Origin of the sequence: Pseudomonas brassicacearum (genome assembly GCF_003732175.1) — a bacterium.
GTDB classification, from domain to species: Bacteria; Pseudomonadota; Gammaproteobacteria; order Pseudomonadales; family Pseudomonadaceae; genus Aquipseudomonas; species Aquipseudomonas brassicacearum_G.
Genome location: NZ_MOBI01000015.1, coordinates 36,184 through 61,948, shown reverse-complemented (window position 1 = coordinate 61,948; position 25,765 = coordinate 36,184). Strand labels below are relative to the sequence as shown.

Annotated in this window: 24 protein-coding genes; 19 read left to right on the top strand and 5 right to left on the bottom strand. The window is 58.2% G+C overall.

The genetic code is table 11. The annotated features are described in order from the left end of the window. Nucleotides 1-776: 776 nt before the first annotated feature. The 7 genes from cyoA (at nucleotide 777) to BK658_RS13610 (ending at nucleotide 7,103) form a co-directional block, all read left to right on the top strand. Nucleotides 777-1,721 carry a ubiquinol oxidase subunit II gene (gene cyoA, locus BK658_RS13645; RefSeq protein WP_123425050.1) on the top strand — a complete coding sequence of 315 codons (945 nt, stop codon included), beginning with the start codon at nucleotides 777-779 and terminating at the stop codon, nucleotides 1,719-1,721. 3 nt (nucleotides 1,722-1,724) lie between these two features. Beyond that, nucleotides 1,725-3,755, top strand: coding sequence for a cytochrome o ubiquinol oxidase subunit I (cyoB, locus tag BK658_RS13640; RefSeq protein ID WP_123582738.1), 2,031 nt, complete (start codon nucleotides 1,725-1,727; stop codon nucleotides 3,753-3,755). A 3-nt stretch (nucleotides 3,756-3,758) separates the two neighbouring features. Next, a complete protein-coding gene (locus tag BK658_RS13635) occupies nucleotides 3,759-4,385 on the top strand; it encodes a cytochrome o ubiquinol oxidase subunit III (protein WP_019693534.1) in 627 nt (208 codons plus the stop codon). Continuing rightward, entirely contained in the window at nucleotides 4,386-4,733 is a 348-nt protein-coding gene (gene cyoD / locus BK658_RS13630; protein WP_123582737.1) for a cytochrome o ubiquinol oxidase subunit IV, read from the top strand. It begins immediately after the preceding gene. 11 nt (nucleotides 4,734-4,744) lie between these two features. Then, complete coding sequence (gene cyoE / locus BK658_RS13625; protein ID WP_054595737.1) at nucleotides 4,745-5,632, top strand: heme o synthase; 888 nt, start codon at nucleotides 4,745-4,747, stop codon at nucleotides 5,630-5,632. Between the two features lie 815 nt (nucleotides 5,633-6,447). Continuing rightward, on the top strand, nucleotides 6,448-6,792 hold the full coding sequence (locus tag BK658_RS13615; protein WP_123582857.1) for a toxin: 345 nt from the start codon (nucleotides 6,448-6,450) through the stop codon (nucleotides 6,790-6,792). After that, entirely contained in the window at nucleotides 6,789-7,103 is a 315-nt protein-coding gene (locus BK658_RS13610) for a helix-turn-helix domain-containing protein (protein ID WP_123582736.1), read from the top strand. The genes BK658_RS13615 and BK658_RS13610 overlap by 4 nt, the downstream gene beginning before the upstream one ends. A 61-nt stretch (nucleotides 7,104-7,164) precedes the next feature. Here BK658_RS13610 and BK658_RS13605 read toward each other — a convergent pair whose 3' ends face one another. Then, on the bottom strand, nucleotides 7,165-7,443 hold the full coding sequence (locus BK658_RS13605) for a DUF3077 domain-containing protein (protein WP_123582735.1): 279 nt from the start codon (nucleotides 7,441-7,443) through the stop codon (nucleotides 7,165-7,167). A gap of 610 nt (nucleotides 7,444-8,053) precedes the next feature. On the opposite strand from BK658_RS13605, the gene BK658_RS13600 reads away from it, so the two are divergent. Further along, nucleotides 8,054-8,554 (top strand): phosphate-starvation-inducible protein PsiE, encoded by a 501-nt coding sequence (locus tag BK658_RS13600; RefSeq protein WP_123582734.1) that lies wholly within the window; start codon nucleotides 8,054-8,056, stop codon nucleotides 8,552-8,554. Here BK658_RS13600 and BK658_RS13595 read toward each other — a convergent pair. Beyond that, nucleotides 8,551-8,868 (bottom strand): DUF3509 domain-containing protein, encoded by a 318-nt coding sequence (locus BK658_RS13595; RefSeq protein WP_123582733.1) that lies wholly within the window; start codon nucleotides 8,866-8,868, stop codon nucleotides 8,551-8,553. The genes BK658_RS13600 and BK658_RS13595 overlap by 4 nt on opposite strands. A gap of 266 nt (nucleotides 8,869-9,134) precedes the next feature. Then, on the bottom strand, nucleotides 9,135-10,511 hold the full coding sequence (locus BK658_RS13590; RefSeq protein ID WP_123582732.1) for an L-serine ammonia-lyase: 1,377 nt from the start codon (nucleotides 10,509-10,511) through the stop codon (nucleotides 9,135-9,137). A gap of 135 nt (nucleotides 10,512-10,646) precedes the next feature. Between BK658_RS13590 and BK658_RS13585 the strand changes: the two genes are divergently transcribed. The 5 genes from BK658_RS13585 to BK658_RS13560 all read left to right on the top strand — a co-directional run bounded on the left by BK658_RS13585 (nucleotide 10,647) and on the right by BK658_RS13560 (nucleotide 17,138). After that, nucleotides 10,647-11,594, top strand: a complete 948-nt coding sequence (locus BK658_RS13585) for a LysR substrate-binding domain-containing protein (RefSeq protein WP_123582731.1) — start codon at nucleotides 10,647-10,649, stop codon at nucleotides 11,592-11,594. 213 nt (nucleotides 11,595-11,807) lie between these two features. Beyond that, nucleotides 11,808-12,215 (top strand): HPF/RaiA family ribosome-associated protein, encoded by a 408-nt coding sequence (locus BK658_RS13580; protein ID WP_123582730.1) that lies wholly within the window; start codon nucleotides 11,808-11,810, stop codon nucleotides 12,213-12,215. Nucleotides 12,216-12,435: 220 nt separating this feature from the next. Continuing rightward, entirely contained in the window at nucleotides 12,436-13,347 is a 912-nt protein-coding gene (locus tag BK658_RS13575) for an SDR family oxidoreductase (RefSeq protein ID WP_123582729.1), read from the top strand. A gap of 809 nt (nucleotides 13,348-14,156) precedes the next feature. Continuing rightward, nucleotides 14,157-14,507 carry a hypothetical protein gene (locus BK658_RS13565; RefSeq protein ID WP_259740082.1) on the top strand — a complete coding sequence of 117 codons (351 nt, stop codon included), beginning with the start codon at nucleotides 14,157-14,159 and terminating at the stop codon, nucleotides 14,505-14,507. Between the two features lie 156 nt (nucleotides 14,508-14,663). Then, complete coding sequence (locus BK658_RS13560; protein WP_185019822.1) at nucleotides 14,664-17,138, top strand: dermonecrotic toxin domain-containing protein; 2,475 nt, start codon at nucleotides 14,664-14,666, stop codon at nucleotides 17,136-17,138. A gap of 25 nt (nucleotides 17,139-17,163) precedes the next feature. On the opposite strand, the gene BK658_RS13555 is transcribed toward BK658_RS13560, so the two are convergent. Beyond that, a complete protein-coding gene (locus BK658_RS13555) occupies nucleotides 17,164-17,970 on the bottom strand; it encodes an IclR family transcriptional regulator (RefSeq protein ID WP_123582727.1) in 807 nt (268 codons plus the stop codon). Between the two features lie 165 nt (nucleotides 17,971-18,135). Here BK658_RS13555 and hmgA point away from each other — a divergent pair, with 165 nt between their 5' ends. Genes hmgA through maiA form a run of 3 tightly spaced genes read left to right on the top strand, consistent with a single transcriptional unit; the run spans nucleotide 18,136 to nucleotide 21,399 of the window. Then, complete coding sequence (gene hmgA, locus BK658_RS13550; RefSeq protein ID WP_123582726.1) at nucleotides 18,136-19,440, top strand: homogentisate 1,2-dioxygenase; 1,305 nt, start codon at nucleotides 18,136-18,138, stop codon at nucleotides 19,438-19,440. Between the two features lie 3 nt (nucleotides 19,441-19,443). After that, the gene (fahA, locus tag BK658_RS13545; RefSeq protein ID WP_123582725.1) at nucleotides 19,444-20,748 is read left to right on the top strand and encodes a fumarylacetoacetase; all 1,305 of its coding nucleotides are present in this window, start codon (nucleotides 19,444-19,446) and stop codon (nucleotides 20,746-20,748) included. Nucleotides 20,749-20,760: 12 nt separating this feature from the next. Further along, the gene (gene maiA / locus BK658_RS13540) at nucleotides 20,761-21,399 is read left to right on the top strand and encodes a maleylacetoacetate isomerase (protein ID WP_123582724.1); all 639 of its coding nucleotides are present in this window, start codon (nucleotides 20,761-20,763) and stop codon (nucleotides 21,397-21,399) included. Nucleotides 21,400-21,551: 152 nt separating this feature from the next. Here the strand turns inward: maiA and BK658_RS13535 are convergent, their stop codons facing one another. Next, nucleotides 21,552-22,355, bottom strand: a complete 804-nt coding sequence (locus tag BK658_RS13535; RefSeq protein ID WP_123582723.1) for a SirB1 family protein — start codon at nucleotides 22,353-22,355, stop codon at nucleotides 21,552-21,554. 184 nt (nucleotides 22,356-22,539) lie between these two features. Here BK658_RS13535 and BK658_RS13530 point away from each other — a divergent pair, with 184 nt between their 5' ends. From BK658_RS13530 to BK658_RS13520, 3 genes are all read left to right on the top strand, one after another. Next, entirely contained in the window at nucleotides 22,540-23,559 is a 1,020-nt protein-coding gene (locus BK658_RS13530) for a Leu/Phe/Val dehydrogenase (RefSeq protein WP_123582722.1), read from the top strand. Between the two features lie 101 nt (nucleotides 23,560-23,660). Further along, complete coding sequence (gene pdhA, locus BK658_RS13525; protein ID WP_123582721.1) at nucleotides 23,661-24,758, top strand: pyruvate dehydrogenase (acetyl-transferring) E1 component subunit alpha; 1,098 nt, start codon at nucleotides 23,661-23,663, stop codon at nucleotides 24,756-24,758. Next, nucleotides 24,751-25,737, top strand: coding sequence for an alpha-ketoacid dehydrogenase subunit beta (locus BK658_RS13520; protein ID WP_123582720.1), 987 nt, complete (start codon nucleotides 24,751-24,753; stop codon nucleotides 25,735-25,737). Before pdhA ends, BK658_RS13520 begins: the two co-directional genes overlap by 8 nt. Nucleotides 25,738-25,765 lie beyond the last annotated feature (28 nt).

The following is a 25,765-nucleotide window of genomic DNA, read 5'->3' as shown; positions in this document are numbered from 1 at the left end:
CGGACCTCGAAAAGAGGCCGGGGCGCTTTGCGTTTCAGCGGGTCTGTCAAAGGATCGTGACGCGCGACAAAGAAGGGTGCGGCACGTGTGCGACATGTTGTCACAGCCAAGGTGTCGCAACTCATTTCAAAGACGATTGTCGTCGGCGAAACTGACAGGGAATTTACCTTGCTGGCGGGCCTCTCCGGAAGCCCGCCAATGTGTCGCTACAGGCAGTTTTAACAGGCTCGGACGAATGGCTAAAGGCCTTGTGATAAGGGGACTTGCGCGAGGTCGGCGATGCTTCGAGAGGGGCTGAAGCTGTCTGAACTGTGGACCGCAGAGCTGGATTTTTTGGGGTCGTTATTGAGAATATGTCTCGACATCGTGGATAATCTTTGCAGATTTCGTTAATGATTGTTGCGGTATCCGATAAAAATTATTTCGAGTTGAGACATGGTTTATACAACGTTACATATCTACAATCGCCCGCACTGAAATACCGGCGCGGCGTACTCCTTGGCACAAGGGGCGGTCGTGGGGCTGTAACGGGCTTCTTTCGACGCCAGGTGTCGGCGCCTTCCAACTATCCGCACCAAATGGAATTGGTCTGTGACAAGGCCTTTGACCACGAATTCGAATAAGAACTCACCGCTAGCCCAGGATGTGTCGAGCAGCGTTTAACGCGCGACGGGCAAGCCCTTATTCAATCCAAGAAAAATGCCAACCCTTGGCAGGGTGAAGTGTTGGCGATCAAAACCCAACTGCATTGCGCAAGCTGCTTTAGAGGTCGTGAGATGAGTAAAAACAGGTACCCCAGACTACTAGGCTTATTGCCGCTGCTCGGCACGCTGTTGCTGGGAGGCTGCAACATGACCCTGCTCGATCCCAAGGGCCAGGTCGGCCTGGACGAGCGCAACCTGATCATCACCGCAACGCTGCTGATGCTGTTGGTCGTGGTCCCGGTCATCGTCATGACCTTCCTGTTCGCCTGGAAATACCGCGCTTCCAACAAGGACGCCGTCTACACCCCGAAATGGTCGCACTCCACCAAGATTGAAATCGCGGTGTGGGCTGTTCCCGTGCTGATCATCATTGCGCTGGGGTATGTCACCTACAAGTCGACCCACGCCCTGGACCCTTACCGTCCGCTGGAATCCGACGTCAAGCCGATCACCATTCAAGTGGTCGCGATGGACTGGAAGTGGCTGTTCATCTACCCGGAACAAGGCATCGCCACCGTCAACAAGATGGTGTTCCCGGCCAACACGCCAGTTAACTTCAAGATCACCTCCGACACCGTGATGAATTCGTTCTTCATTCCGGGCCTGGGCGGTCAGATCTACGCGATGGCGGGCATGGAAACCAAGTTGCACCTGATCGCCAATCAGAATGCCGAGTTTGACGGTATCTCCGCCAACTACAGCGGTGCTGGCTTCACTGGCATGAAATTCAAAGCAATCGCCACCTCCCAGGCTGATTTCGACGCCTGGGTCAGTGATGTCAAGAAGGCACCTAAACAGCTTGAAAAAGCTGAATACGAAGCCCTTTCCAAACCAAGCCAGAACAACCCGGTTGAACTCTACTCCTCGTACGCGCCGAACCTGTTCCAGACCATCATCGACAAGTATGAAGGCATGAAACCGGGCAAGCCGATGCACCACGAGAAGGAAGAGAAGGAAGTGGCCGGTATGGAAGGGATGGACATGAGTTCGCATTCAGCTGCCGGGGCAGAGGAGTAAACGATGTTTGGTAAATTAAGTTGGGAAGCGATCCCGTTCCACGAGCCGATCGTGATGGTGACCATCGCCATGATCGCGCTCGGTGGTCTGGCGGTATTTGCTGCAATCACCTACTTCAAGAAGTGGACCTATTTGTGGACCGAGTGGCTGACGTCGGTCGACCACAAGAAAATCGGCGTGATGTACATCATCGTTGCCATGATCATGCTGCTGCGTGGTTTTGCCGACGCCGTGATGATGCGCTCCCAGCTGGCCCTGGCCACTGAGGGTTCGCCTGGCTACCTGCCACCTGAACACTATGACCAGATCTTCACCGCTCACGGTGTGATCATGATCATCTTCATGGCGATGCCATTCTTCACCGGCCTGATGAACCTTGCAGTGCCGCTGCAGATCGGCGCGCGTGACGTTGCCTACCCGTTCCTGAACTCCCTGAGCTTCTGGCTGCTGGTTTCCGGCGTGGTGCTGGTGAACGTGTCCCTGGGTGTCGGCGAATTCGCCCGTACCGGTTGGGTTGCGTATCCACCGCTGTCGGAACTGGGCTACAGCCCGGGCGTGGGTGTGGACTACTACATCTGGGCGCTACAGCTATCGGGTCTGGGGACGACGCTAACGGGGGTCAACTTCCTGGCCACCGTGCTGAAAATGCGTACCCCGGGCATGAAAATGATGGACATGCCGATCTTCACCTGGACCTGCACCTGGGCCAACGTACTGATCGTCGCTTCCTTCCCGATCCTGACCGCTACCCTGGCATTGCTGACGCTTGACCGTTACATGGATTTCCACATTTTCACCAATGAACTTGGTGGCAATCCAATGATGTACGTCAACCTGTTCTGGGCCTGGGGTCACCCCGAGGTTTACATCCTGATTCTGCCGGCGTTCGGGATCTTCTCCGAAGTCATCTCGACCTTCTCCGGCAAGAAACTGTTCGGCCACCATTCGATGATCTACGCCAGCGGCGCGATCTCGATCCTTGGCTTCATGGTTTGGCTGCACCACTTCTTCACCATGGGTTCGGGTGCCAACGTCAACGCCTTCTTCGGTCTGGCGACGATGCTGATTTCGATCCCGACCGGGGTGAAGCTGTTCAACTGGCTGTTCACCATTTACCAGGGCCGTCTGCGTTTCACCAGCCAAGTGCTGTGGACCCTGGGCTTCATGGTGACCTTCGCCATCGGCGGCATGACCGGCGTACTGCTGGCCATCCCGGGTGCTGACTTCGTACTGCACAACAGCCTGTTCGTGATCGCGCACTTCCACAACGTGATCATCGGCGGCGCCGTGTTTGGCTACATCGCCGGCTTCGGCTTCTACTTCCCTAAAGCGTTCGGCTTCAAGCTGCACGAAGGTTGGGGCAAGGCAGCGTTCTGGTTCTGGATCTCGGGCTTCTTCGTCGCGTTCATGCCGCTCTATGTACTGGGCTTCATGGGCATGACCCGTCGTCTGAACAGCACCACCAATCCTGAGTGGACACCGTACCTGCACGTTGCAATGGTTGGTGCGGTACTGATCGCCTTCGGTATTGCCTGCCAGTTGATCCAGCTCTACGTGAGTATCCGTGATCGCAAGCTGCCACAGAACATGTGCGAAGCCGGCGACCCGTGGAATGCCCACACGCTGGAATGGTCGACCTCGTCGCCACCACCGTTCTACAACTTCGCTGTACTGCCGAAAGCCGAAGGCATCGACCCGTTCACCGAAGCCAAGGAAAACGGTACTGCGTACCAGGCTCCGGCCAAGTACGAGCCGATCCACATGCCAAACAACACCGCGACCGGTCTGGTCATGGGTGCTCTGTTGACCGTGTTCGGTTTCGCGATGATCTGGCACATCTGGTGGATGGCCATCTTTGGCCTGGCTGGCACCGTGATCTATTTCGTGATCCACGCTGCCCGTGATGATCAAGGCTACATGGTGCCGGTCGACGTGATCGAGCGCATTGAAGCCGAGCAGCACAAGCGTCTGGTTGCGGCCAAAGCGATTCCGGCCACCGCCACCCGTGTTGAAACCTCGTTGGAACAGGCTTAAACCATGTCGAACTTAGTGACCAATGTTGGACACGCCCATGGTCATGACCATGGGCACGATGACCATCACCACGACTCGGGCGAGATGACCGTATTCGGTTTCTGGCTCTACCTGATGACCGACTGCATTCTGTTTGCGTCGATCTTCGCGGTGTACGCGGTACTGGTAAACAACGTAGCCGGTGGCCCGTCGGGCCACGACATCTTCGAACTGCCCTACGTGCTGGGCGAAACCGCCTGCCTGTTGCTCAGCTCGATCACCTACGGCTTCGCCATGCTGGCGTTGTTCAAAGGCAAGAAGACTCAGGTGCTGGGCTGGTTGGCCATCACCTTCCTGTTCGGTCTGGGCTTCATCGGCATGGAGATCAACGAGTTCCATACGCTGATCTCCGAAGGCTTCGGTCCGAACCGCAGCGGCTTCCTGTCCGGGTTCTTCACCCTGGTCGGTACCCACGGTCTGCACGTGACCAGCGGTCTGATCTGGATGGCGATCATGATGTATCAGGTCAACAAGCACGGCCTGACGTCGACCAACAAGACCCGTTTGAGCTGCCTGAGCCTGTTCTGGCACTTCCTGGACGTTGTGTGGATCTGCGTATTCACCGTTGTTTACCTGATGGGGACTCTGTAAATGGCTAATGCAGCTCACTCACACACTGGCCACGACAGTCACGACGACAGCCATGGCAGCGTCAAGTCCTACGCCATCGGCTTCATCCTGTCGGTGATCCTGACCGTCATTCCTTTCGGCCTGGTGATGTACCCATCCCTGCCGAAAGCCATGACCCTGTGGATCGTACTGGCCTTCGCAGTGATCCAGGTGCTGGTGCACTTGGTCTACTTCCTGCACCTGGACCGCTCCGCCGCCCAGCGTAACAACGTGATTGCGTTTGTTTTCGCGGCGCTGGTTATCGTCCTGTTGGTCGGTCTGTCGCTGTGGATCATGTACAGCATCCATTCCGTCATGATGGCGCACTGAGGAAAGTCCGGATGTCCTTAAAGCACTTTATCCAAATCACCAAACCGGGGATCATTTTCGGTAACGTGCTTTCTGTGGCAGGCGGGTTTTTCCTGGCCTCGAAAGGGCATGTCGATCTGGCCATTTTCCTGGCTGCGATGATCGGCACGTCCCTGGTGGTCGCGTCGGGTTGCGTGTTCAACAACTGCATCGACCGTGACATCGACCTGAAGATGGAACGCACCAAGAACCGTGTGCTGGTCCAGGGCCTGATCTCCCTGAAACTGGCACTGGTTTACGCGACCGTCCTGGGTGTCGCCGGCGTGGCCTTGCTGTATCGCGTGGCCAACCCGCTGGCAGCGTTGTTCGCGGTGATCGGTTTTGTCATCTACGTCGGCTTCTACAGCCTGTACCTCAAGCGCAAGTCGGTTCACGGCACGCTGGTGGGCAGTCTGTCGGGGGCGATGCCGCCGGTGATCGGCTATGTCGCAGTCAGCAATAACTTCGACATGGCGGCGTTGACGCTGCTGGTGATGTTCAGCTTGTGGCAGATGCCGCATTCTTACGCGATTGCGATCTTTCGCTTCAATGATTACCTGGCGGCATCGATTCCGGTGTTGCCGGTGAAGCGCGGGATTCAGGTGGCGAAGAAGCACATCCTGCTCTACATCCTGGCGTTCCTGGTGGCGACCTTGATGCTGACGTTCAGCGGTTATGCGGGCATGAGTTATCTTGCTGTTGCGGCGGCCATGGGCATGTACTGGTTGTACATGGCCTGGACTGGCTACAAGGCGGTGGATGACACGGTTTGGGCACGTAAGCTGTTTGTGTTTTCGATTTTCACCATCACGGCGTTGAGTGTGATGATGTCGCTGGACTTCAAGGTGCCGACCGAGTTGTTGCTGACTTACGCGCCTTAAGGTTTTGCGGTTGTACAAAAAGCCCCACCTTCGAGAGAAGCGCGGGGCTTTTTATTGCTCTCGATTTACCTAATGTGGGAGCGAGCTTGCTCGCGATGGCGGTCTGACAGCCGACCAATCTCTTGCAGATGTACCCCAATCAAAATTGTGGGAGCTGGCTTGCCTGCGAAGGCGGCCTGATAGCCGACCCATCTCATGCTGGTGTACATATCCATTCCTGCGGTAACGGCCACTTAGGGTTTCGCCTGACGGCGACTCACTTTTTTTACAAGCGCCTAAAAAAAGTAAGCAAAAAAACGCTCGCCCCAAGCGTACGGCACCTCGCCTAGGCTCGGCGTTCCCTCGCTCCGGTGTCCATCAGGGGGCATCGCCTCCGGTCTGCTTCGCGACGACCTCCTCTCGATGTGTCCGGCTGCGCCGTACGGCGCTGCGCGCCCACCCCCTGATGAACACCTGCGCTCGGCCTGCCGAAGGGGCGGGTGGATCAAGATCAACTGCAACAGCACGGCGGCCTACCGGCCGGCCTGAGTGGTAAGAGCGCGAACGGCGTTAGATTGATCGTTCCCACGCTCTGCGTGGGAATGCATCCTGTGACGCTCTGCGTCACAATTCGTAAGCTGATGCAGAGCGTGGGAACGATCACAATCATGCGCAGATGTACACCAATCAAAACTGTGGGAGCGAGCCTGCTCGCGATGGCGGCCTGACAGTCGACCAGTATCTGGTGGTGTATGCGAGCCATCTGTGGATGACTGTTCGTCAGCGCGGGGAATCGTCGCTTGCGAAACTATAAGCAACTTGCCTATAGTTTTGTCATACGAACCGTTTTCTTCGAAACCTCCTCGTTTACGGCAACTGTCGGTGACTATCTGACGGATGATGAGTATCGAGCGCTTCAGGTTGATATGCAGTTGAATCCACAGGCGGGTGACGTTATGCCCCGCACTGGCGGTTTCCGTAAGCTGCGATGGGCAGATGGGCGCCGGGGCAAAGGCAAGCGAGGCGGTTTGCGGGTTATCTATTATTGGCTGATGAATGACGGTCAGTTCTGGATGTTCGCGATTTATGACAAAGATGAGCTTGAGAACTTGAGCACCGATCAAGAGAAGGCACTCAAGAGAGCGATAGAAGCCGAGTTGAAGGCAAGAGGTACCCTATGAAAAAGCGCGATCTGTTTGCAGAAATGATGCAGGGCGTGGGTGAAATGGCCGCGCAGCGCGAAGGCAAGATCACACTCCGTCAGAACACGATCGAAGAAATGCCCGTCCCCGAAGTTTCGGCGCAGGAGATTGTGGCGCTGCGTGACAAACTCCACATGTCTCAGACAGTCTTCGCCAGGCGTATTCGCACCAGTCCTGGCACGCTGAGGAACTGGGAGCAAGACAAGTCGAAACCCAACGCTCAGGCGGCACTTTTGATCAAATTGGTGGAGAAATTCCCCGACATGGTTGATCGATTGAGTACGGTCTAAAGACGTTCTGCAACTGTACAAAAAAGCCCCGCCTTCAAGAGAAGCCCGGGGCTTTTTCCATTCAAACGGGGTTATTACCCGGTGCCCCCAACACCTTCACCACGTCATCGATCACTGCCTTGCTCATCTCCTGCAAGTAATGCGACGCCCACGCATAGCGGTCCTTGCCGCGTTCCATCGCCGCGTCTTCGGCCAGCAGTTTGGAGCGGTGGAGCAAGTCGGAGACGTGGGACAAGGCTTCGTGGATCGAAACGCCGCTGTTGACGCGGAACAGGGCTTGGTCGGAGTGGATGGAAAAGGGCGTGAGGCCGGCGGTTGTCAGGTCTTGGAGATTAGTCATGGATCACCTCCGAGGGGGCGGAGGTGGTAAAAGCGCGAACTTTGGACGGATCAATAGCGTGCATTAGCAATACTCCAGAAACAAAGTAGAGCGGCCACGTTCGTTCTCAGGCGAATGGGTGGCAGCTATGCGCAGGCTGAGAAACCGGTATGCACGCGCCCCGGCAGACCCGAAGGTCTCCCACGCACAGCCGCCATTACACGGAAATTCGGACATAAAAACGCCGGCAGTCGTGATTTTTTGGTGCTGGTGCACGCGCATATTACCCAGGTTCTCAGGCCCGGTCGCTGAATGGGCAGCGACGGTTTGACGTTAGCGTGCAGAGATTGGTGGGCACAATCGTAGCGATGTGCTGGCTCTGTATGGTTTTTTGTCGCCTGTGAGGCTGCTAATCGCCGCAGGGCGCGTTCCTGCTGGCGCGCCCCCAGAAATCCATCCGATGCACAAAAACCAAATTCAGAACGGTCCTACATTTACCCAAAGCACCCCAACGTGCCTCATATCATCCCGCTACCATCTCACTCCATGCCGCTGGCCTTTTTTCTGCATGCAGAACAACCATCACGTCGAACCCGCATCATCGGTCGAACCGACCTAAGGAAGAACTACCGTGAATACCAATTGGGCTGAAAAGCTTCGCCAGAACGTCCATGAGTTGGCCGGATCGCTGGGCAACCTGTTTGTTGAGACGTTCCATTACCTGGCGCTGTTCGCCATCGGTGCAGTCACCGCCTGGGCGGCGGTGGTGGAGTTTTTGCTGATGATCAAGGAGGGTGACATCAAGATCGATGACATCCTGCTGCTGTTCATCTACCTCGAGTTGGGGGCGATGGTCGGGATTTACTTCAAGACCAACCACATGCCGGTGCGCTTTCTGATCTACGTGGCGATCACCGCGTTGACGCGCCTGCTGATCTCCAACGTGTCGCACCACAACCCGCCGGATATCGGGATCATCTACCTGTGCGGCGGGATTCTGTTGCTGGCGTTTTCGATTCTGGTGGTGCGCTATGCCTCGTCGCAATTCCCGTCGGTGAAGATCGCACACCCGCAGCGCACGACCGGGGTGGGCTCCGGTGAACATCCGGAAGTCGAGAAGGGCGAGCTTTAAAACCTTGCCGGCCGAGGGGGTTGAGTCTTGGGTGAGGGCGGCGGCAATTTGAGGTTGTCGCCGTTGGTCATCGCTTCAAGGATCGCCACGGCGCTGTGGCCCTGTTCGATGGCGATGCCGAACTGAATGCTTTGCACCAGCCGTTTCAGGCGTTGCGGGTCATTGCGTTGTTCGGCGCTGATCATCCGTTTGGCGACGATTCGGCCGGCGTTGGAGAGGGTCAGCATGATGCTGCCGTCGAGCCCTTGAATGCTCAGGTTGACCTGATAATCCGGCGCAAAAGCGTCGGTGATCAGTTGAAAGGGGTTATCCATAATGCGTCACCGCTTGATTGGATCGTGCAGTCATTGACCCGCCGGGATCAGGATTGGTTCGCTTTTCCAGACCATCGGCAGGCCGTTCGCTGAGGTTTCAACAACATCCGTGTGCCTCCATTCTGACGAAGCAAGGGCCATGCCGGTCCTGCTCCGGGTCAATAAACCGGCAATAAAAAGGCGAGCTCAATGGCTCGCCTTTCTCATTCATGGGCCGTTTCAGGGCATGACGGAGTAGATGATCGTTGACAGGGCGATCAAGCCGATCAGCACTCCACCCAGCTCACCGCCAGGCCGCCCCGTGAAGTCTCTTTGTATTTGTCGTGCATATCGGCGCCGGTATCGCGCATGGTGCGGATCACCCGGTCCAGGGAAATGAAGTGTTTGCCGTCGCCGCGCAGGGCCATTTGCGTGGCGTTGATCGCCTTCACGGCGGCTATCGCGTTGCGCTCGATGCACGGCACCTGAACCAGCCCGCCGACCGGGTCGCAGGTCAGGCCGAGGTTGTGTTCCAGGCCGATTTCGGCGGCGTTTTCCAGTTGCTCGGGTGTCGCGCCCAACACTTCGGCGAGGCCGGCTGCGGCCATGGCGCAGGCAGAGCCCACCTCACCCTGGCAGCCGACTTCGGCACCGGAGATCGAGGCGTTCTTTTTGCAGAGGATGCCCACCGACGCGGCGGCGAGGAAAAACGCCACGACATCGTCGTCCGAGGCGTCGGGGTTGAACTTCATGTAGTAATGCAGCACCGCCGGGATGATGCCCGCCGCGCCGTTGGTCGGTGCGGTGACCATGCGTCCGCCGGCGGCGTTTTCTTCGTTTACGGCGAGGGCGAACAGGTTCACCCATTCCATCGCCGAGAGGGTCGAACTGATGACGTTCGGTTTGCCGATTTCCAGCAGGCTACGGTGCAGTTTCGCGGCGCGGCGCGGCACATCCAGGCCACCCGGCAGCACGCCTTCGTGGCGCAGGCCTTGCTCGACGCATTCACGCATCACCGACCAGATGTGCAGCAGGCCGCTGCGAATTTGCGCATCACTGCGCCAGGCCCGTTCGTTGGCCATCATCAACTCGGAAACCCGCAGGCCGTGCTGGTTGCACAACGACAGCAATTCCACGGCGCTGGAAAACTCGTACGGCAACACCACGTCGCTGGCGGCCGGCACACCGGACTCGGCTTCGGCCGCTTCGACGATGAAACCGCCGCCGACCGAGTAGTAGGTTTGTTCCCACAACTGACCGTTTTCGCCAAAGGCTGTCAGCGACATGGCGTTGGGGTGGTAGGGCAGGCTTTCATCGAGCAGCAGCAAATCGCGTTGCCAATCGAAGGCAATGGTCCGGCGACCGGCCAGTAGCAGTTCGCCGCGTTCACGCAATTGCTGGATACGCGGACCGATGCAGGTCGGGTCGATGCTGTCGGGCCATTCGCCCATCAGGCCCATGACGCAGGCGCGATCGGTGGCGTGGCCGACGCCGGTGGCGGACAGCGAGCCGTAAAGACGCACTTCCACCCGCCGGACGTGCTCCAGCAAGCCCTGGTCAAACAGCGCTTGGGCGAAGGTTGCCGCAGCGCGCATCGGGCCGACGGTGTGAGAGCTGGACGGACCGATGCCGACTTTGAAGAGATCGAAAACACTGATAGCCATGCTAAAGCCTTACAAACAATGGAGTAGGAATCGCCGCCATTTTTTGTAGGCCAAGCGCAATGTCGGCGATACTGCCTACCTCGGTCAGCCCTGACCAACGAAACTTCCTAAGACAGGCTTTAGTAGGACTAAACGATGAGTCGTCAATTTCATGCCCAGACCTACGTCTGGCTGCATGTGTTTTCCTGTGCGGCACGCCACTTGTCGTTCACCCGCTGCGCCGAAGAACTGCACATCACGCCCGGCGCCGTGAGCCAGCAGATCCGCCAGTTGGAAGAGCGCCTGGGATTTCGCCTGTTTCACCGCCGCGCCCGGGGCGTCGAATTGAGTGCCGAAGGCCAGCGCCTGGCGCTGACCGTCAATGAGGCCTATGGCAGCATTGACGCGGAATTGCGCCGGCTGGATGCGGGGATGATCAGCGGCATTCTGCGTTTGCGCTCGATTCCTTCATTTCTCGGCAAATGGCTGACGCCGCGCCTGCCGCGATTGCAGCAACGGTTTCCGGATATCCAGTTGCGGCTGGTAGCCGAGGACAGCAGCGTGGCGCTGCACGAAGGCGACTTCGACCTGGCCATCGACTTGAACGATGGCAGTTACCCGGGATTGTTATCCACAGCCTTGCTCGACGAGCAGATTTTCCCGGTCTGCGCGCCGAGCCTGTTGCGTGGCCGACCGCCGCTGCATGGGCCGGCGGATCTGGTGCATTTTCCGTTGTTGCACGACATCACCGCCTGGCGCGGCAGTTATGAATACGCGGAGTGGGAGTTTTACCTGAACGCCACCGGCTTCGACGGTGCCGACGTACGGCGCGGGCATACCTTCAACCGCAACCACCTGACCATCGAGGCGGCGATTGCCGGGATGGGCGTGGCCATCGCCCGGCGGACCTTGCTTAACGATGAGCTGGAGCGTGGCACGCTGATCGTGCCGTTTGGCGTCGCAGTGCCCAACTACAAACGCTACGTGTTGCTGTATTCACCGGGGGCGCTGAGCCATCCGGGCGTGCGCGCGGTGCATGACTGGCTGGTGGAGGAGGCGGAGATTTTTCGCGGGTTGCACCCCCTGGGTGAGGGGCAATTGTGAGGATTTATTGCGGCGTTGCGGATCGAGTCGACTCCCGACATTAACAGCGCTTTTGTCGGTTGTCCGGCTTTTTTTGCGTAGGAATATTTATCTTTTTTTAGGGGTTGAATTGTTTCTCCATCTGCCCAACTCTGTAACTAAGAGGTCACGGTCACCCAGGTTTCAAACACTGCACCGGACCTCTCGCGAGCTAGCTGAAATAAGGGATGAACTATGCAAATCCAAGTCAATAGCGATAACCATATTCAAAGCAGCATCCGACTGGAGGAGTGGGTACGTACTACCATTGAGAGCACGCTCGAACGATACGAAGAAGACCTGACACGGGTCGAAGTCCACCTGCGGGACGAGAACGGCGATAAACCCGGTCCACACGACATGCGCTGCCAGCTTGAAGCGCGGCCAAAAGGCCATCAACCGGTTTCCGTTACTCATAAAGCCGACACACTGGAACTGGCCATCGACGGGGCGGCCACCAAGCTTGAACATGCGCTGGAACACCTGTTCGGCAAATTGCGCGGTAAACGCGCCACTGTCACGCCGATCAGCTCGGGGGCTCATGCCGACGCGCTGCTGGAAGAAGAATTTCTCGAGAACGAACAGGCCGCGCTCAATAGCTGATGCCTGAAACACCCTTACCACCCCACTGAAAACGGGCCTGCAAATGCAGGCCCGTTTCGTTTTACGCCTTGAGCACTGTCGTGCAGGGGCGTCAGCGTATCTGGCGCCCATCATCCCCCCGCCTTATTGCACACCATTCAGCCTCAGCCCTGTTGATTGTGACTGCCCGCGCCGTGCCTGACACTCGGGCTCACTGTCCCTGGCCTGCTGGAGTTTGGTAATGAAAGAGTCTGTGCGCTTTGAAGATAAAGTGGTGATCGTCACCGGTGCAGGCGGCGGTCTCGGACGGGCTCATGCGTTGTTATTCGCCAGGCAGGGCGCCAAGGTACTGGTCAATGATCTCGGCGGCTCGGCTCAAGGCGAAGGCGCCAATGCCTCGGCAGCCGACCGCGTGGTGGCAGAGATTCGCGAGGCCGGCGGCACTGCTGTGGCCAACCACGATTCGGTGACCGACGGCGACAAACTCGTGCAACACGCCCTCGATACCTTCGGCCGCATCGACGTGGTGGTCAACAACGCCGGGATTCTGCGCGACAAGACCTTCCACAAAATGGAAGACGGCGATTGGGACCTGGTTTACCGCGTGCATGTCGAAGGTGCTTATAAAGTCACTCGTGCCGCGTGGCCGCACATGCGTGAGCAAAACTACGGTCGAGTGATCTTCACTGCCTCGACCTCCGGCATCTACGGCAACTTCGGCCAGTCCAACTATGGCATGGCCAAACTCGGTCTTTATGGCCTGACCCGCACCCTGGCCATCGAAGGCCGCAAGAACAACATTCTGGTCAACGCCATTGCCCCGACCGGCGGCACGCGCATGACCGAAGGCCTGATCCCGCCGCAAGTCTTCGAACAGCTGAAGCCGGAACTGGTCAGCCCGCTGGTGGTGTACCTGGCCAGTGAGAACTGCCAGGAAACCTCCGGCCTGTTCGAAGTCGGCGGTGGCTGGATGGGTAAAGTGCGCTGGGAACGCAGCCTCGGCGCCGGTTTCGATCCTCGCGAGGGCTTCTCGCCGGAAGACGTTGCTGCCCATTGGCAACAGATCTGCGACTTTGAAGGCGCAGCGCATCCCAAGGACAACATTGAAGCGTTGAAGGAAATGATGGCGAATCTGCAGAAGTATTCGCTGTAACTCCGAAGACTATTGCCGGCGTGCGCTCAATCAGCTTCGCCTCCGAACACTTCCCCCATCGAACCCCGTGCTCACGGGGTTCTTTTATTTCGCCCATAAAAAAGGCCGCTGCAAACGCAGCGGCCAAGGTAAGACGTTGGATCAAGGAGCTACAAATCAACGTCAGTAAACACGGGGCGATGAACTGAAGGGATTGCTTCAACTCATCTGAACTCAGTCGCAGTGCTAGCGGGCTGTTCACACTTCACTGCGTGTGCGTTTTCAGGCGGTTTGCCGTGAAAGCCAGGCAAGGATAAGTCCTTATCCCCAAAGGAAAAATAGCGATTCGGGACAATGACTGTTACAGCATCGGCAACAGTCGCTGCCACGGCCCGATGCACGTCAGGTGCCGTCAGCGACGCTGGAGTTGATCCAGGGGCCGGACTAGCCAGAGGTGGCAACTCTTGTACAAAACCAGTTGAGTCAACGTGAAATAGAAGTGTTTAAGTTAGTCGCTCAAGGTAACGCGAACTAACGAATTGCCGACCCTTTGTTTATATCGTTACATACGGTAAAAGCCGGGCGCGACGGATCAATGGAACGTTGGGCGTGGGGCGAGGAACTCAGGAGGTGGCCAGGGAAACAGTGCAGGGGTTCAGTATTTTAAGTGTGGGTTGAGCACGATCTTGTTGTGGTTGTTTACGAATGCATACATGTTCTGGGGTGTACTTTGATGGCGGGAATCTTTATAAGGTGTTCGTCGGCCCGGCTCATGTGAATTTATCTATTGTGCGGGGGGTGATCACTTATTTATTAAAAGGATTTCAGAGATGTTGAATATGGATTTGTTGAATATGGATTTGTTGGAAGAGATCAGTGCGATGCTGGATAAGGATTTTGAACAGTTGAAGTATGGTATCAAAGCCGATGAGACTTACCTGAACTCGACAGTGGTCAATGACCTTGGGCAGCAGGTAGTCGATTACTCGCAAACCCTGAGCTGGGCGATCATGGAGAAGGTCCAGGATGACGAGTTTCCAGCGTTCGGTGATGAGTATGCGGGTGTGTTTACCCGGCAATGGACGTTTGATCCGCTTTATCGCGTGGATGACAAAATCTTCAATATTGAAAAGCTGAATTTGTTTGGTCGCGGTATCGTCGAGTATTACCGAGCGCAATAAGCAGCTTCTTATAAGTCTGTGCGGTGGCCGATGAATGGATTGAGTCGGTAAAATCCCTCGTGCGATCAGTGTGCGGGGTGTTAAAGAATTTTATTGGCTGTGACTAATAATAATTTTGTACTTGGTAATATCATTGGATGCCAAAAGGAAGTGTGCATGAGTGTTAATGATTTAACGACAGGTGCGGGTAGTGAAGTTCAGGAAGAACTTCGACGCCCTTCGAAACCAGCAATGGCCGAACAACCTCACCTGATACCGGACTGGCTACAGCGTGCCAGTGAAGAAGATCGCCAGTATTATGTCGATACGGAACAGTCCCTGGCAGCAAAAGAACAAGCGCTTGATGCACTGCTGAAAGAAACCAGGTCCCTCAAGGCGTTCGCACATTTTTATGCCCAGGAGTTTGTCCGAATTCTCTCCGGCGAACTCATCGACCCGGAGCAGATTTTCGTCAACGCTCGTCATACGTTCTATGTGGGTCAGCAAAAGGTTGTTCAACGTAATCGCCTGACGCTTCCCGAGTTCATGCTCAATGGTTTGTATGATCCGGCCTCTGTTCCATTGGAGATCACCCTTGAAGGTGAAGCGCTGCCGACAGGCTTGACCGAACAAGACCTTTTGGAGGTGATGGGCAGCCAGAGCGTGCGCTCGCTGTATGCCGAGAAATTTGAAGAAAAATACACCAGCGAAGCGGTGCTGCATGCCCTGCAAGCCGTGCTGGACAGTCGCACGGACCTGAGTTCGTTCAGCGCAAAGTTGCAAGGGCATATCAGTGACGACAGTCTCAAGATCGTCGAATTGGCCAGCCAGAACACCGGAAATTATTCGGCGGGAGAGCTTTCGTTCGATGGCTGGAAAATCCCCTTTCAAGGGATGATTGTCTATTGCGGACCGGAAGGTGAGGGCGGTGCTTGCGTGCTCTATGCGCCGGACGCTCCGGGGGGCAGGGTCTGGTTCGAGTTTGCAAGCTTCAAACAACTGAACTTCCATGTGTTCGACTGGACGAGGCTGCCAGAAGCACGCAGTTACCTGAGTCGGCAGTCTCACGCCAGTGAGCGAGAGCGCACCCAGTCGTACATGCGGCATTTACAGGCAGAGCTACCGGTTCAATGGGGTATCAAGCGCAACGCCTGGCCATCGGTGGGGCATGGTGCATTACGCCACGCTGTCTTGCTCAATGTCGGTTGGCTGCGGGGCGAAGTGGAGGCGGTCATTCCTGTCGGTTATCGTTCGGCTACACCCTACCATCGACAGTATTTCGCCCGGTTGAATACCGAGCTTAAAGCGCTGACCCGGCTGGCCAGCCACGAGGCGGCGCTGATCAGTTACGAGAAGTTTGCGTACAATCTAATCAAACAAAGGGTTGAAGATGTTCTGGCGGAACACGGTGAAACAGTCGTCGTGAATCCCGATCTGATAAAGGTGATGCTGGACGAGTCGCAAGAAATGACCTTGTCTCAGCTCATCATCAAGGAACAACACATCACGGAAGATAGCGGGCCGATACATAACCCGGGAATCTATCCGAAACTGCGTTTGTTGGCCGGCCATCCCCCCATCTCCGACACGTTGATGGCCGACGTGCTGATGAAATACATGGTGGGCTGGTCGAAGACGTTGCGTCCGGGCGAAAAATACATCGACATGCTGTCCACCGACTACCTGGACCCCTATGCCCTTGGTTACGCGTTCAAGCGTGATGTTTATGTCAACCTGCAACTGCATGAAATGCAGCGAGCCGCATTGGCGGAACTGTTCAGCGGTGTGCTTTCGCGGGAACACTATGAACGTATCGAACAAGCTATTGATCGGTTGCGAGTACCGGAGTCCACCGATCCAATAGAAAATGATGACCCTGAATCTCCCCAACGCAACGGTGTGTACCAGTTTTATCTGCAAAACCGCAGGGTCCAGGGCGTTTATGTTTTCCGCTTGATGAACGATGGCGTGGCCACGGATCTGTTGTATACCCCGAATGCACCTGACGGCCGATGGTTTCGACCACGGGCCGAGTTCGCCAGGTCGGTAAAAGTGGGGGGGTTAGGCAGTTATTACTGCAAGCGAGTCAAATACACCGACCAACGAGTGATCAGCGCATACATCGAAGAGATGACGCAACGTAGTACCGACGACGAGCCGCCGGCACTACACGTTAATAGCCGTGTTTTCGACTTTTCGCATTGTTACAGCGAGATGATCAGGCAGATCATTGACGGTGTCGATGCACAAACCACGAGTCTCATCGAGATTGTTGCCAAAGTATCCTACGAAGCTGCAGTAGCGGCGGTTGCCGTCGTAGGCTGTGTGTTCCCGCCGATCGGTTTTGGATTGAGCGCCGTCGTGATGGCAAAAGGGGTGTTTGAGGGGGGAATGGCTTACCACGAAGGTGACTATAAGAAAGTTTTCTCCAGCTACCTCGATTGCATGCTGGAACTGGCCACGATGCGTATCGGCAAGTTGGGTTTCTCGCAGGTGCAGAAGGCGATTGCCAAGCGCTTGGGCGATGCGAATACCTGTTTGAGCGTTGTCTCTGCGTGCAGTGGAAAAACCGTGGATCTGGCGGTGATGAGCGCATTGATGAAGGAGGCGCTCGAAGAGCCCGACTCCAGCGAGCAGACACTACTGGAGTAAACACAGGCGTTCAGCACCGAACGATTTAACCGACGACGGCGCTGGGCTCATAGCCCATCCGCCAACTCACGGCCCGGGTCGCCGCCAGCAATCGCTGCGCCGCCGGGCCGTTTTCGTCGGCGTGGAACAACGACGTCGGGCCGACGATGGTCAGTACTGCCGCCACCTGGCCGACGGCATTGAACACTGGGGCCGAGAGCGCATCGACTCCCGGCATCAGCAAACCATGAACATGATGCAGGCCGCGTTCGCGGATCTGTTCACACAAGGTCGCGTAGGTCTGGTCATCGGCCAGCGGATGGGCAGCTGTTGCCTGCACTTCCAGTTCGCGTAACTCAACGGTTTCGCGGTTCGGCAAAAAAGCACTGAACACCAGTCCGGTGGACGAACTCAGCAGCGGCAGCACCGAACCCAGTTGCGTCACCACCGTCACTGCACGCACCGCCGGTTCGATATGCACCACGGTTGCGCCCTGGTTGCCCCATACCGCGAGGAAGCAGGTTTCGTTCAGGTCGTCGCGTAACTCGGCGAGTGGCAGGGCGGCGACTTTCAGCACGTCCATACTGTTTAAAGCGGCCAGGCCGACGCGCAAGGCTTCGCGGCCGAGCCCGTAATGATTGGTGGCGGCGTTTTGCTCGGCAAAGCCGCTGGCGATCAACGCCTGTAAATAGCGATGAACCTTGCTCGCTGGCATTTGCACGTGTTCGGCCAGACGCGACAACGATGTCGATGGCGACAACTCGGCCAAGGCCTTGAGGATGTCGGTGCCGACCTCGGCCGAGCGGACTTTCTGTTTACCGCTGTCGGCGGTGCTGCTACGCGGCTTTTCCATGGAGGCGGTGTGATCCCGGGACGAATGGGCGTCTTTATAGCTTGACGGTCAATACCAATCAAATTACGTTATGCGTAATCGAATTACGATAAAAATAACCTGGGCGTGCCGAGACTTCTGAAAAGGAGCCATAGGCCACGGCCTACTCCCTGTTCAGGAGGCTCCATGAACCTTGATTCAACGGCGCCAGCACTGGTTTACCAGTCAGGTTTCGGCAACGAATTCAGCAGTGAAGCGCTGCCCGGCGCACTGCCCGTCGGCCAGAACTCCCCGCAAAAAGCCCCTTACGGCCTCTACACCGAACTGTTCTCCGGTACCGCGTTCACCATGGCGCGCAGTGAAGCGCGACGCACCTGGATGTATCGTATTCAGCCGTCTGCCAATCACCCTGCGTTCGTTAAACTGGAGCGGCAATTGGCTGGCGGACCGCTGGGCGACGTGACGCCCAACCGCCTGCGCTGGAACCCGTTGGATATCCCTGGCGAGCCGACCGATTTCATCGACGGTCTGGTGCGTATGGCGGCCAATTCGGGTTCGGAAAAACCGGCCGGGATCAGTATTTATCACTACCGCGCCAATCGCTCCATGGAGCGGGTGTTCTTCAACGCCGATGGCGAGTGGTTGCTGGTGCCGGAGCAAGGTCGGTTACGCATCGCCACCGAGCTCGGCGTGCTGGAGCTGGAACCGCTGGAAATCGCCGTGCTGCCACGCGGTTTGAAGTTCCGCATCGAACTGCTCGACCCGCAAGCTCGTGGCTACCTGGCCGAGAACCACGGTGCGCCGCTGCGTCTGCCGGACCTCGGGCCGATTGGCAGTAATGGGCTGGCCAATCCACGGGACTTCCTGACTCCGGTCGCGCACTATGAAGATCTCAAGCAACCGACCACCCTGGTGCAGAAATTCCTCGGTGAGTTGTGGGGCTGCGAGCTCGACCATTCGCCGCTGAACGTGGTCGCCTGGCACGGTAATAATGTGCCGTACAAATATGACCTGCGCCGCTTCAACACTATTGGCACGGTCAGCTTCGATCACCCGGACCCGTCGATCTTCACCGTGCTGACGTCGCCGACCAGCGTGCACGGTCTGGCCAACCTCGATTTCGTGATCTTCCCGCCGCGCTGGATGGTGGCCGAAAACACCTTCCGTCCACCGTGGTTCCACCGCAACCTGATGAACGAATTCATGGGCCTGATCCAGGGCACCTACGACGCCAAGGCCGAAGGTTTCGTGCCGGGTGGCGCGTCGTTGCACAGCTGCATGAGCGCTCACGGGCCGGACGGTGAAACCTGCACCAAAGCGATCAATGCGCAGCTGGCACCGAGCAAAATCGACAACACCATGGCCTTCATGTTCGAGACCAGCCAGGTGTTGCGCCCAAGCCGCTTTGCCCTCGATTGCCCGCAACTGCAAAACAACTACGATGCATGCTGGGCCTCGCTGCCTGCCACTTTCAATCCGAATCGGAGATAACCCATGACTCAGACCACCCCCACTCGTAGCTGGGTTGCCTCCGCCAACGGTCACACTGACTTCCCGCTGCAAAACCTGCCGCTGGGCGCGTTCAGCACCAAGGGCTCGGCGCCGCGCAGCGGTGTGGCGATCGGCGAGCATATTTTCGACCTGGAAGCGGCGCTCGAAGCCGGTCTGTTTGACGGTGCGGCGCGTGCGGCTGTCGAAGCCACTCGTGGCGGTCAGCTGAACGCGTTCTTCGACCTCGGTCGTGGTGCCCGCGTGGCCCTGCGTGAGCGTCTGCTGGAACTGCTCAAAGAAGGCGGCACCCTGCGCGGCAAGATCGAAGCCCAAGGCGCAAAACTGCTGCCATTGGCTGCTGATTGCCAGATGCACCTGCCTGCGAAGATCAATGACTACACCGACTTCTACGTCGGCATCGAGCACGCGCAAAACGTCGGCAAACTGTTCCGCCCGGACAACCCGCTGCTGCCGAACTACAAGTACGTGCCGATCGGTTATCACGGCCGTGCATCGACCATTCGCCCGTCCGGCACCGACGTGCGTCGTCCGAAAGGCCAGACCCTGCCCGCCGGTCAGACCGAGCCAACGTTTGGCCCGTGCGCGCGTCTGGACTATGAGTTGGAGCTCGGCATCTGGATCGGCCAGGGCAATGAGATGGGCGAGTCGATTGCTATCGGCGACGCCGCCGAGCACATCGCCGGTTTCTGCCTGCTGAATGACTGGTCGGCGCGCGACATCCAGGCCTGGGAATACCAGCCACTGGGGCCGTTCCTGTCGAAAAGCTTTATCACCAGCATCTCGCCATGGGTTGTCACCGCTGAGGCGCTGGAGCCGTTCCGCCGTGCCCAACCGGCGCGTCCCGAGGGCGATCCGCAACCGTTGCCGTACCTGTTCGACAAACGCGATCAGGCTGCTGGCGCCTTCGATATCGAACTGGAAGTGCTGCTGCTCACCGAAGCCATGCGCGAACAAAACCTGCCAGCCCATCGCCTGACGCTGAGCAACACTCAATACATGTACTGGACCGTGGCGCAAATGGTTGCGCACCACAGCGTCAACGGTTGCCAGTTGCAGGCCGGTGACCTGTTTGGCTCGGGCACTTTGTCGGGGCCGGAAAGCGGTCAGTTCGGCAGCCTGCTGGAAATCACCGAAGGCGGCAAAAAACCGATCGAATTGCCTTCGGGCGAGGTGCGCAAGTTCCTTGAAGACGGCGACGAAATCATCCTGCGCGCACGCTGCAGCCGTGACGGTTTCGCCTCCATTGGTTTCGGCGAATGCCGCGGCAAAATCCTGCCGGCACGCTAAGAGGTTCAGGCTATGGAACTCTTTACCTACTACCGTTCGACGTCGTCCTTTCGGGTGCGCATTGCCCTGGCACTCAAAGGGCTGGAGTACCAGGCGCTGCCGATCAACCTGATCGCGCCGCAAGGTGGTGAACACCAGCAACCGGCTTATCTGCACATCAATCCGCAAGGCCGGGTGCCGGCCTTGCGTACCGATGAAGGCGAATTGCTGATCCAGTCCCCGGCGATCATCGAGTACCTGGAGGAGCGTTATCCACAGGTGCCGCTGCTGTCCAAAGACCTGGCCAGGCGCGCGCATGAGCGTGGGGTGGCGGCGTTGATCGGTTGCGACATTCATCCGCTGCACAACGTCAGCGTGCTCAATCAGCTGCGCCAACTCGGTCACGATGAGCCGCAGGTGGTGCACTGGATCGGTCACTGGATCACTCAGGGGCTGGCGGCGGTCGAGCACTTGATTGGCGACGAGGGTTACTGTTTCGGCAGCGCGCCCGGGATGGCGGACGTCTACTTGATCCCGCAGTTGTACGCGGCCGAGCGTTTCAACATTTCTCTTGAGGCGTATCCACGGATTCGCCGGGTCGCGGCGCTGGCAGCGCAGCATCCGGCGTTCATCAAGGCCCACCCGGCCAATCAGCCCGATACCCCGAGATAACGCTGCGATCTTTTGCTGATGATCGTTCCCACGCTCTGCGTGGGAATGCATCCCGTGACGCTCTGCGTCACAGCTGGACGCAGAGCGTCCATAGCGGCATTCCCACGCGGGAGCGTGGGAACGATCAGCGTTGAGGCGGCTTTCGAGTCAACTCAATGCACAATGGAATTAGGTGGCAAATGCCCCAGCCGTTCGGTCAGGCGAATGCGCTGGATCGGGTCGTCGGTGAGCAACAAGGCATGCTCCAGGTCGAAACGCTCGGCGTTGGGGCATTCCAGCCGTTGATAGAGGCTGGCGCGGGCCAGGTAGTCGCTGACGCAGGCATTACCGAGCTCCAGCACCCGCTCGGCATCGATCAGCGCGTTGATGTTGTCGTCGTTGGTTAAATGCAACTGGCGCAAATTGCGCGACAGTCGCTGGAGCATCTGGACCGGTTCGCTGGTAAGCAGATGCTCGGCGTTGAGCTGCATGTTCGGACCGTACTGGCGCTGCAGCAACTCGCGGCAATCGTTGGGGTACAAGCGCCGACCGCCACACGGGTCGAGTAAATGATCGGCACCCTGCACCCGCAACAAAAAGTGCCCGGGAAAATTCACCCCGACCATTGGGATCTCCAGCCGTCGGGCCAACTCCAGCGCTATCAAACCGAGGGCCAGCGGTTGCCCGCGTCGGCGTTCCAGCACTTTGTTGAGCAGTGCTGCCTGCGGGCGCAGCGGGACGGATTCGTCCTGTCGATAACCCATGTCGTTGAGTCGCCGCAACAACGGTTGGGCCAATTCGCTGACCGGCAACATGGGTAAACCGGCACTGACCCGTTGTTGCAGATCCTTGAATTGCTCCAGCAGCACCTCGGGCTTCACCTGTGGATCGTGTTCGGCAGCGATCCACAGCGCCGCTTCGAAGAGCGCCGGTGGCGAGCGTTGCAGACAAGCGAAAAAAGCGTGGCGCGGGTTCATCAAAATCTCCGGCGGATGCCTCGTTTTAGCCCCGTCTCAGGCATTCGTCCAGTGCTCTACACATGCCGTTGCAGGTTATGTCTTAAAGGCTGTAAAACCTCTTCTGCTTATTCCGGTGCGCTTCAGCAATTTTCAGCCGCAGGCCTATACTGGCGACTACAAGAAGTGATTCGGGAGCCCTACGATGTTCGCTCTCATGCAAAGCACTCGCCTTGAATCGCTGCACCTGAGCGTTGACCCGGTAACCGGGTTGAAGGCGGTGATTGCCATTCATTGCAGCCGTTTGGGCCCCGCCCTCGGTGGCTGCCGTTACCTTGCCTATCCCGACGATGAAAGCGCCGTGATGGATGCTGCGCGCCTGGCGCAAGGCATGAGTTACAAGGCCGCGCTGGCCGGGCTGGCGCAGGGTGGCGGGGTGGCGGTGATCATTCGTCCACCTCACGTCGAAAGCCGCGCAGCCTTGTTCGAGGCCTTCGGACGCGTTGTCGAACAGCTCGACGGTCGCTACATCACGGCCATCGACAGCGGTACTTCGGTCGCCGACATGGATTGCATTGCCCAGACAACCCAGCATGTCACCAGCACTACGGCCGCCGGCGATCCGGCGCCACATGCCGCCATGGGGGTGTTCGCCGGTATTCGCGCCACGGCCATGGCCCGCTTGGGCAATGACAACCTCGAAGGCCTGCGGGTGGCGGTCCAGGGGTTGGGCAATGTCGGTTTTTCGCTCGCCGAGCAACTGCATGCCGCCGGGGCCGAATTGCTGGTCAGCGACATCGACGCCGGCAAGGTGCAACTGGCCATCGAGCAGTTGGGCGCTCGTCCGATTGCCAACGAATCGCTGCTCAGCACACCGTGCGACATCCTCGCGCCTTGCGGGCTGGGCGGCGTGCTCAACAGCCACAGCGTTGCGCAATTGCGCTGCGCCGCAGTAGCCGGTTCGGCCAACAATCAGTTGACCAACCTGCAGGTTGCCGACCAGTTGGAGAACCGCGGCATTCTGTATGCGCCGGACTACGTGATCAATTCCGGCGGGTTGATTTATGTATCGCTCAAACACCGTGGCGAGGCGTTGTCGAACATCACCGCGCACCTCTCGAAAATCAGCTCGCGGCTGACTGAAGTCTTCGCCCACGCCCAGGCTGAAAAGCGCTCGCCGGCCCGGGTGGCGGATGAGCTGGCAGAGAAAGTGCTGTACCGATGAGGGAGTGAGGGTCTTACCCGGTCGACTTGCTCCCTGAGCCTGGCGCCACAAGCATCAGGCCCGACAATGGCACGCTGACCCGGCGTGCAAGGAGCCGTTTCATGCCTCATAACAAGGTCGACCTTCCCTACACCCGCTATTTATCCCCCGACGGCCAGGCATTGAGCGAACTTCCCGCTTGGGCCGACGACTTCAATCTGCTGACCCGCCTCTACCGGCAAATGGTCCTGACCCGCCTCTTCGATCAAAAAGCCGTCGCCCTGCAACGCACCGGGCGCATCGGTACTTACGCGCCGACCCTCGGCCAGGAAGCAATCGGCGTGGCAGTCGGCAGCCTGATGCATCCTGAAGACGTGCTGATCCCGTATTACCGCGACACTGGCGTGCAATTGATGCGCGGGGTGCGCATGGAAGAGATTTTGCTGTACTGGGGCGGCGATGAGCGCGGCAGCGACTTTGCCGAACCCGCTGCGCTCGAGGACTTTCCGATCTGCGTGCCGATCGCCACCCAAGCGCTGCACGCGTGCGGAGTCGCCAGTGCATTCAAGATTCGCGGCGAACACCGGGTAGCCGTGACCACCTGCGGCGATGGTGCCACCAGCAAGGGCGACTTTCTTGAAGCCTTGAACGTCGCGGGGGCCTGGCAGTTGCCGGTGGTGTTCGTGATCAACAACAACCAGTGGGCGATCTCGGTGCCACGGCGGATTCAATGCGCGGCGCCGACCCTGGCACAGAAGGCGATAGGCGCCGGGTTCCACGGCGAGCAAGTCGATGGTAACGACATAATCGCGGTCTACGACCGGGTGCAAATCGCCCTCGAACGTGCGCGTCACGGTAAAGGTCCGGTGTTGCTGGAGTGCGTGAGTTACCGCCTTGGCGATCACACCACCGCAGACGATGCGACCCGCTATCGTCCGGCCGAAGAGGTCAAACAGGCCTGGCTTGAAGAACCGGTCAAGCGCTTGCAACGTTATCTGGCCGGGCAGGGCGTGTGGGACGAAGGGCGCGAACAGGCACTGATTGCCGAGTGTCAGGCGCTGGTGCAGGGCGCTGTGGATAACTTCGATGCAGCCGGCCATCAGTCACCTGAATCGGTGATCGATCATGTTTATGCCCAGTGGCCGGCGGCATTGGCCGAGCAGCGCGAGTGGTTGCTCGAACGCGCGGCGCGCCGAGCAGGAGGGCCCGCCCATGAGTAACGGCAAAGTCACGCTGCTGGAGGCGGTCAACCTGGCGTTGCATCGGGCCATGCGCGAGGACGAAAACGTGATTGTGCTCGGCGAGGACGTCGGCGTGAACGGCGGTGTGTTTCGCGCCACGCTAGGGCTGCGCGACAGCTTTGGTTTTAAGCGGGTGATCGACACTCCGCTGGCCGAAACCATGCTCGGCGGCCTGGTGATCGGCATGGCTGCCCAAGGACTGAAACCAGTGCTGGAAATCCAGTTCATGGGCTTCATCTACGCGGCCATGGAGCACCTGGTGTCCCACGCCAGCCGCATGCGTAATCGCACGCGCGGGCGGATCACTTGCCCGATGGTGCTGCGCACGCCGATGGGCGCCGGCATTCGTGCACCGGAACACCACAGTGAAAGCACCGAGGCGCTGTTTGCGCATATCCCGGGGTTACGCGTGGTGATTCCTTCGTCACCGGCGCGGGCTTACGGCCTGCTGCTGGCGGCCATCGATGACCCGGATCCGGTGGTCTTTCTCGAACCGACGCGGCTCTACCGAATGAACCCGCAACCGTTGATCGACGATGGCAAACGCCTGCCGCTCGATACCTGCTTCACCTTGCGTGAAGGCAGCGATATCACCCTGATCAGCTGGGGTGCCAGCGTCATGGAAACCTTGCAGGCAGCCGATGCGTTGGCGGAACAAGGGGTTTCGGCCGAGGTGATCGATGTTGCCAGCATCAAGCCGCTGGACCTCGACACGCTGGAGGCCTCGGTGCGCAAGACCGGCCGTTGCGTGATCGTCCATGAAGCGCCACGAACCTGTGGTGTCGGCGCGGAAATCGCCGCCAGCCTCTACGAACGTGCATTGCTGGATTTGCAGGCACCGATCCTGCGGGTCACCGCGCCAGACATTCCGCCACCGCTGTATCGGCAGGAGTTGCTGTACATGCCCAACGTCGAAGACATCCTTCACGCCTGCGACAGCGTGCTGCACCACTTCTAAAGAGGCGCCTGAGGCCTTGGAGGCTGCA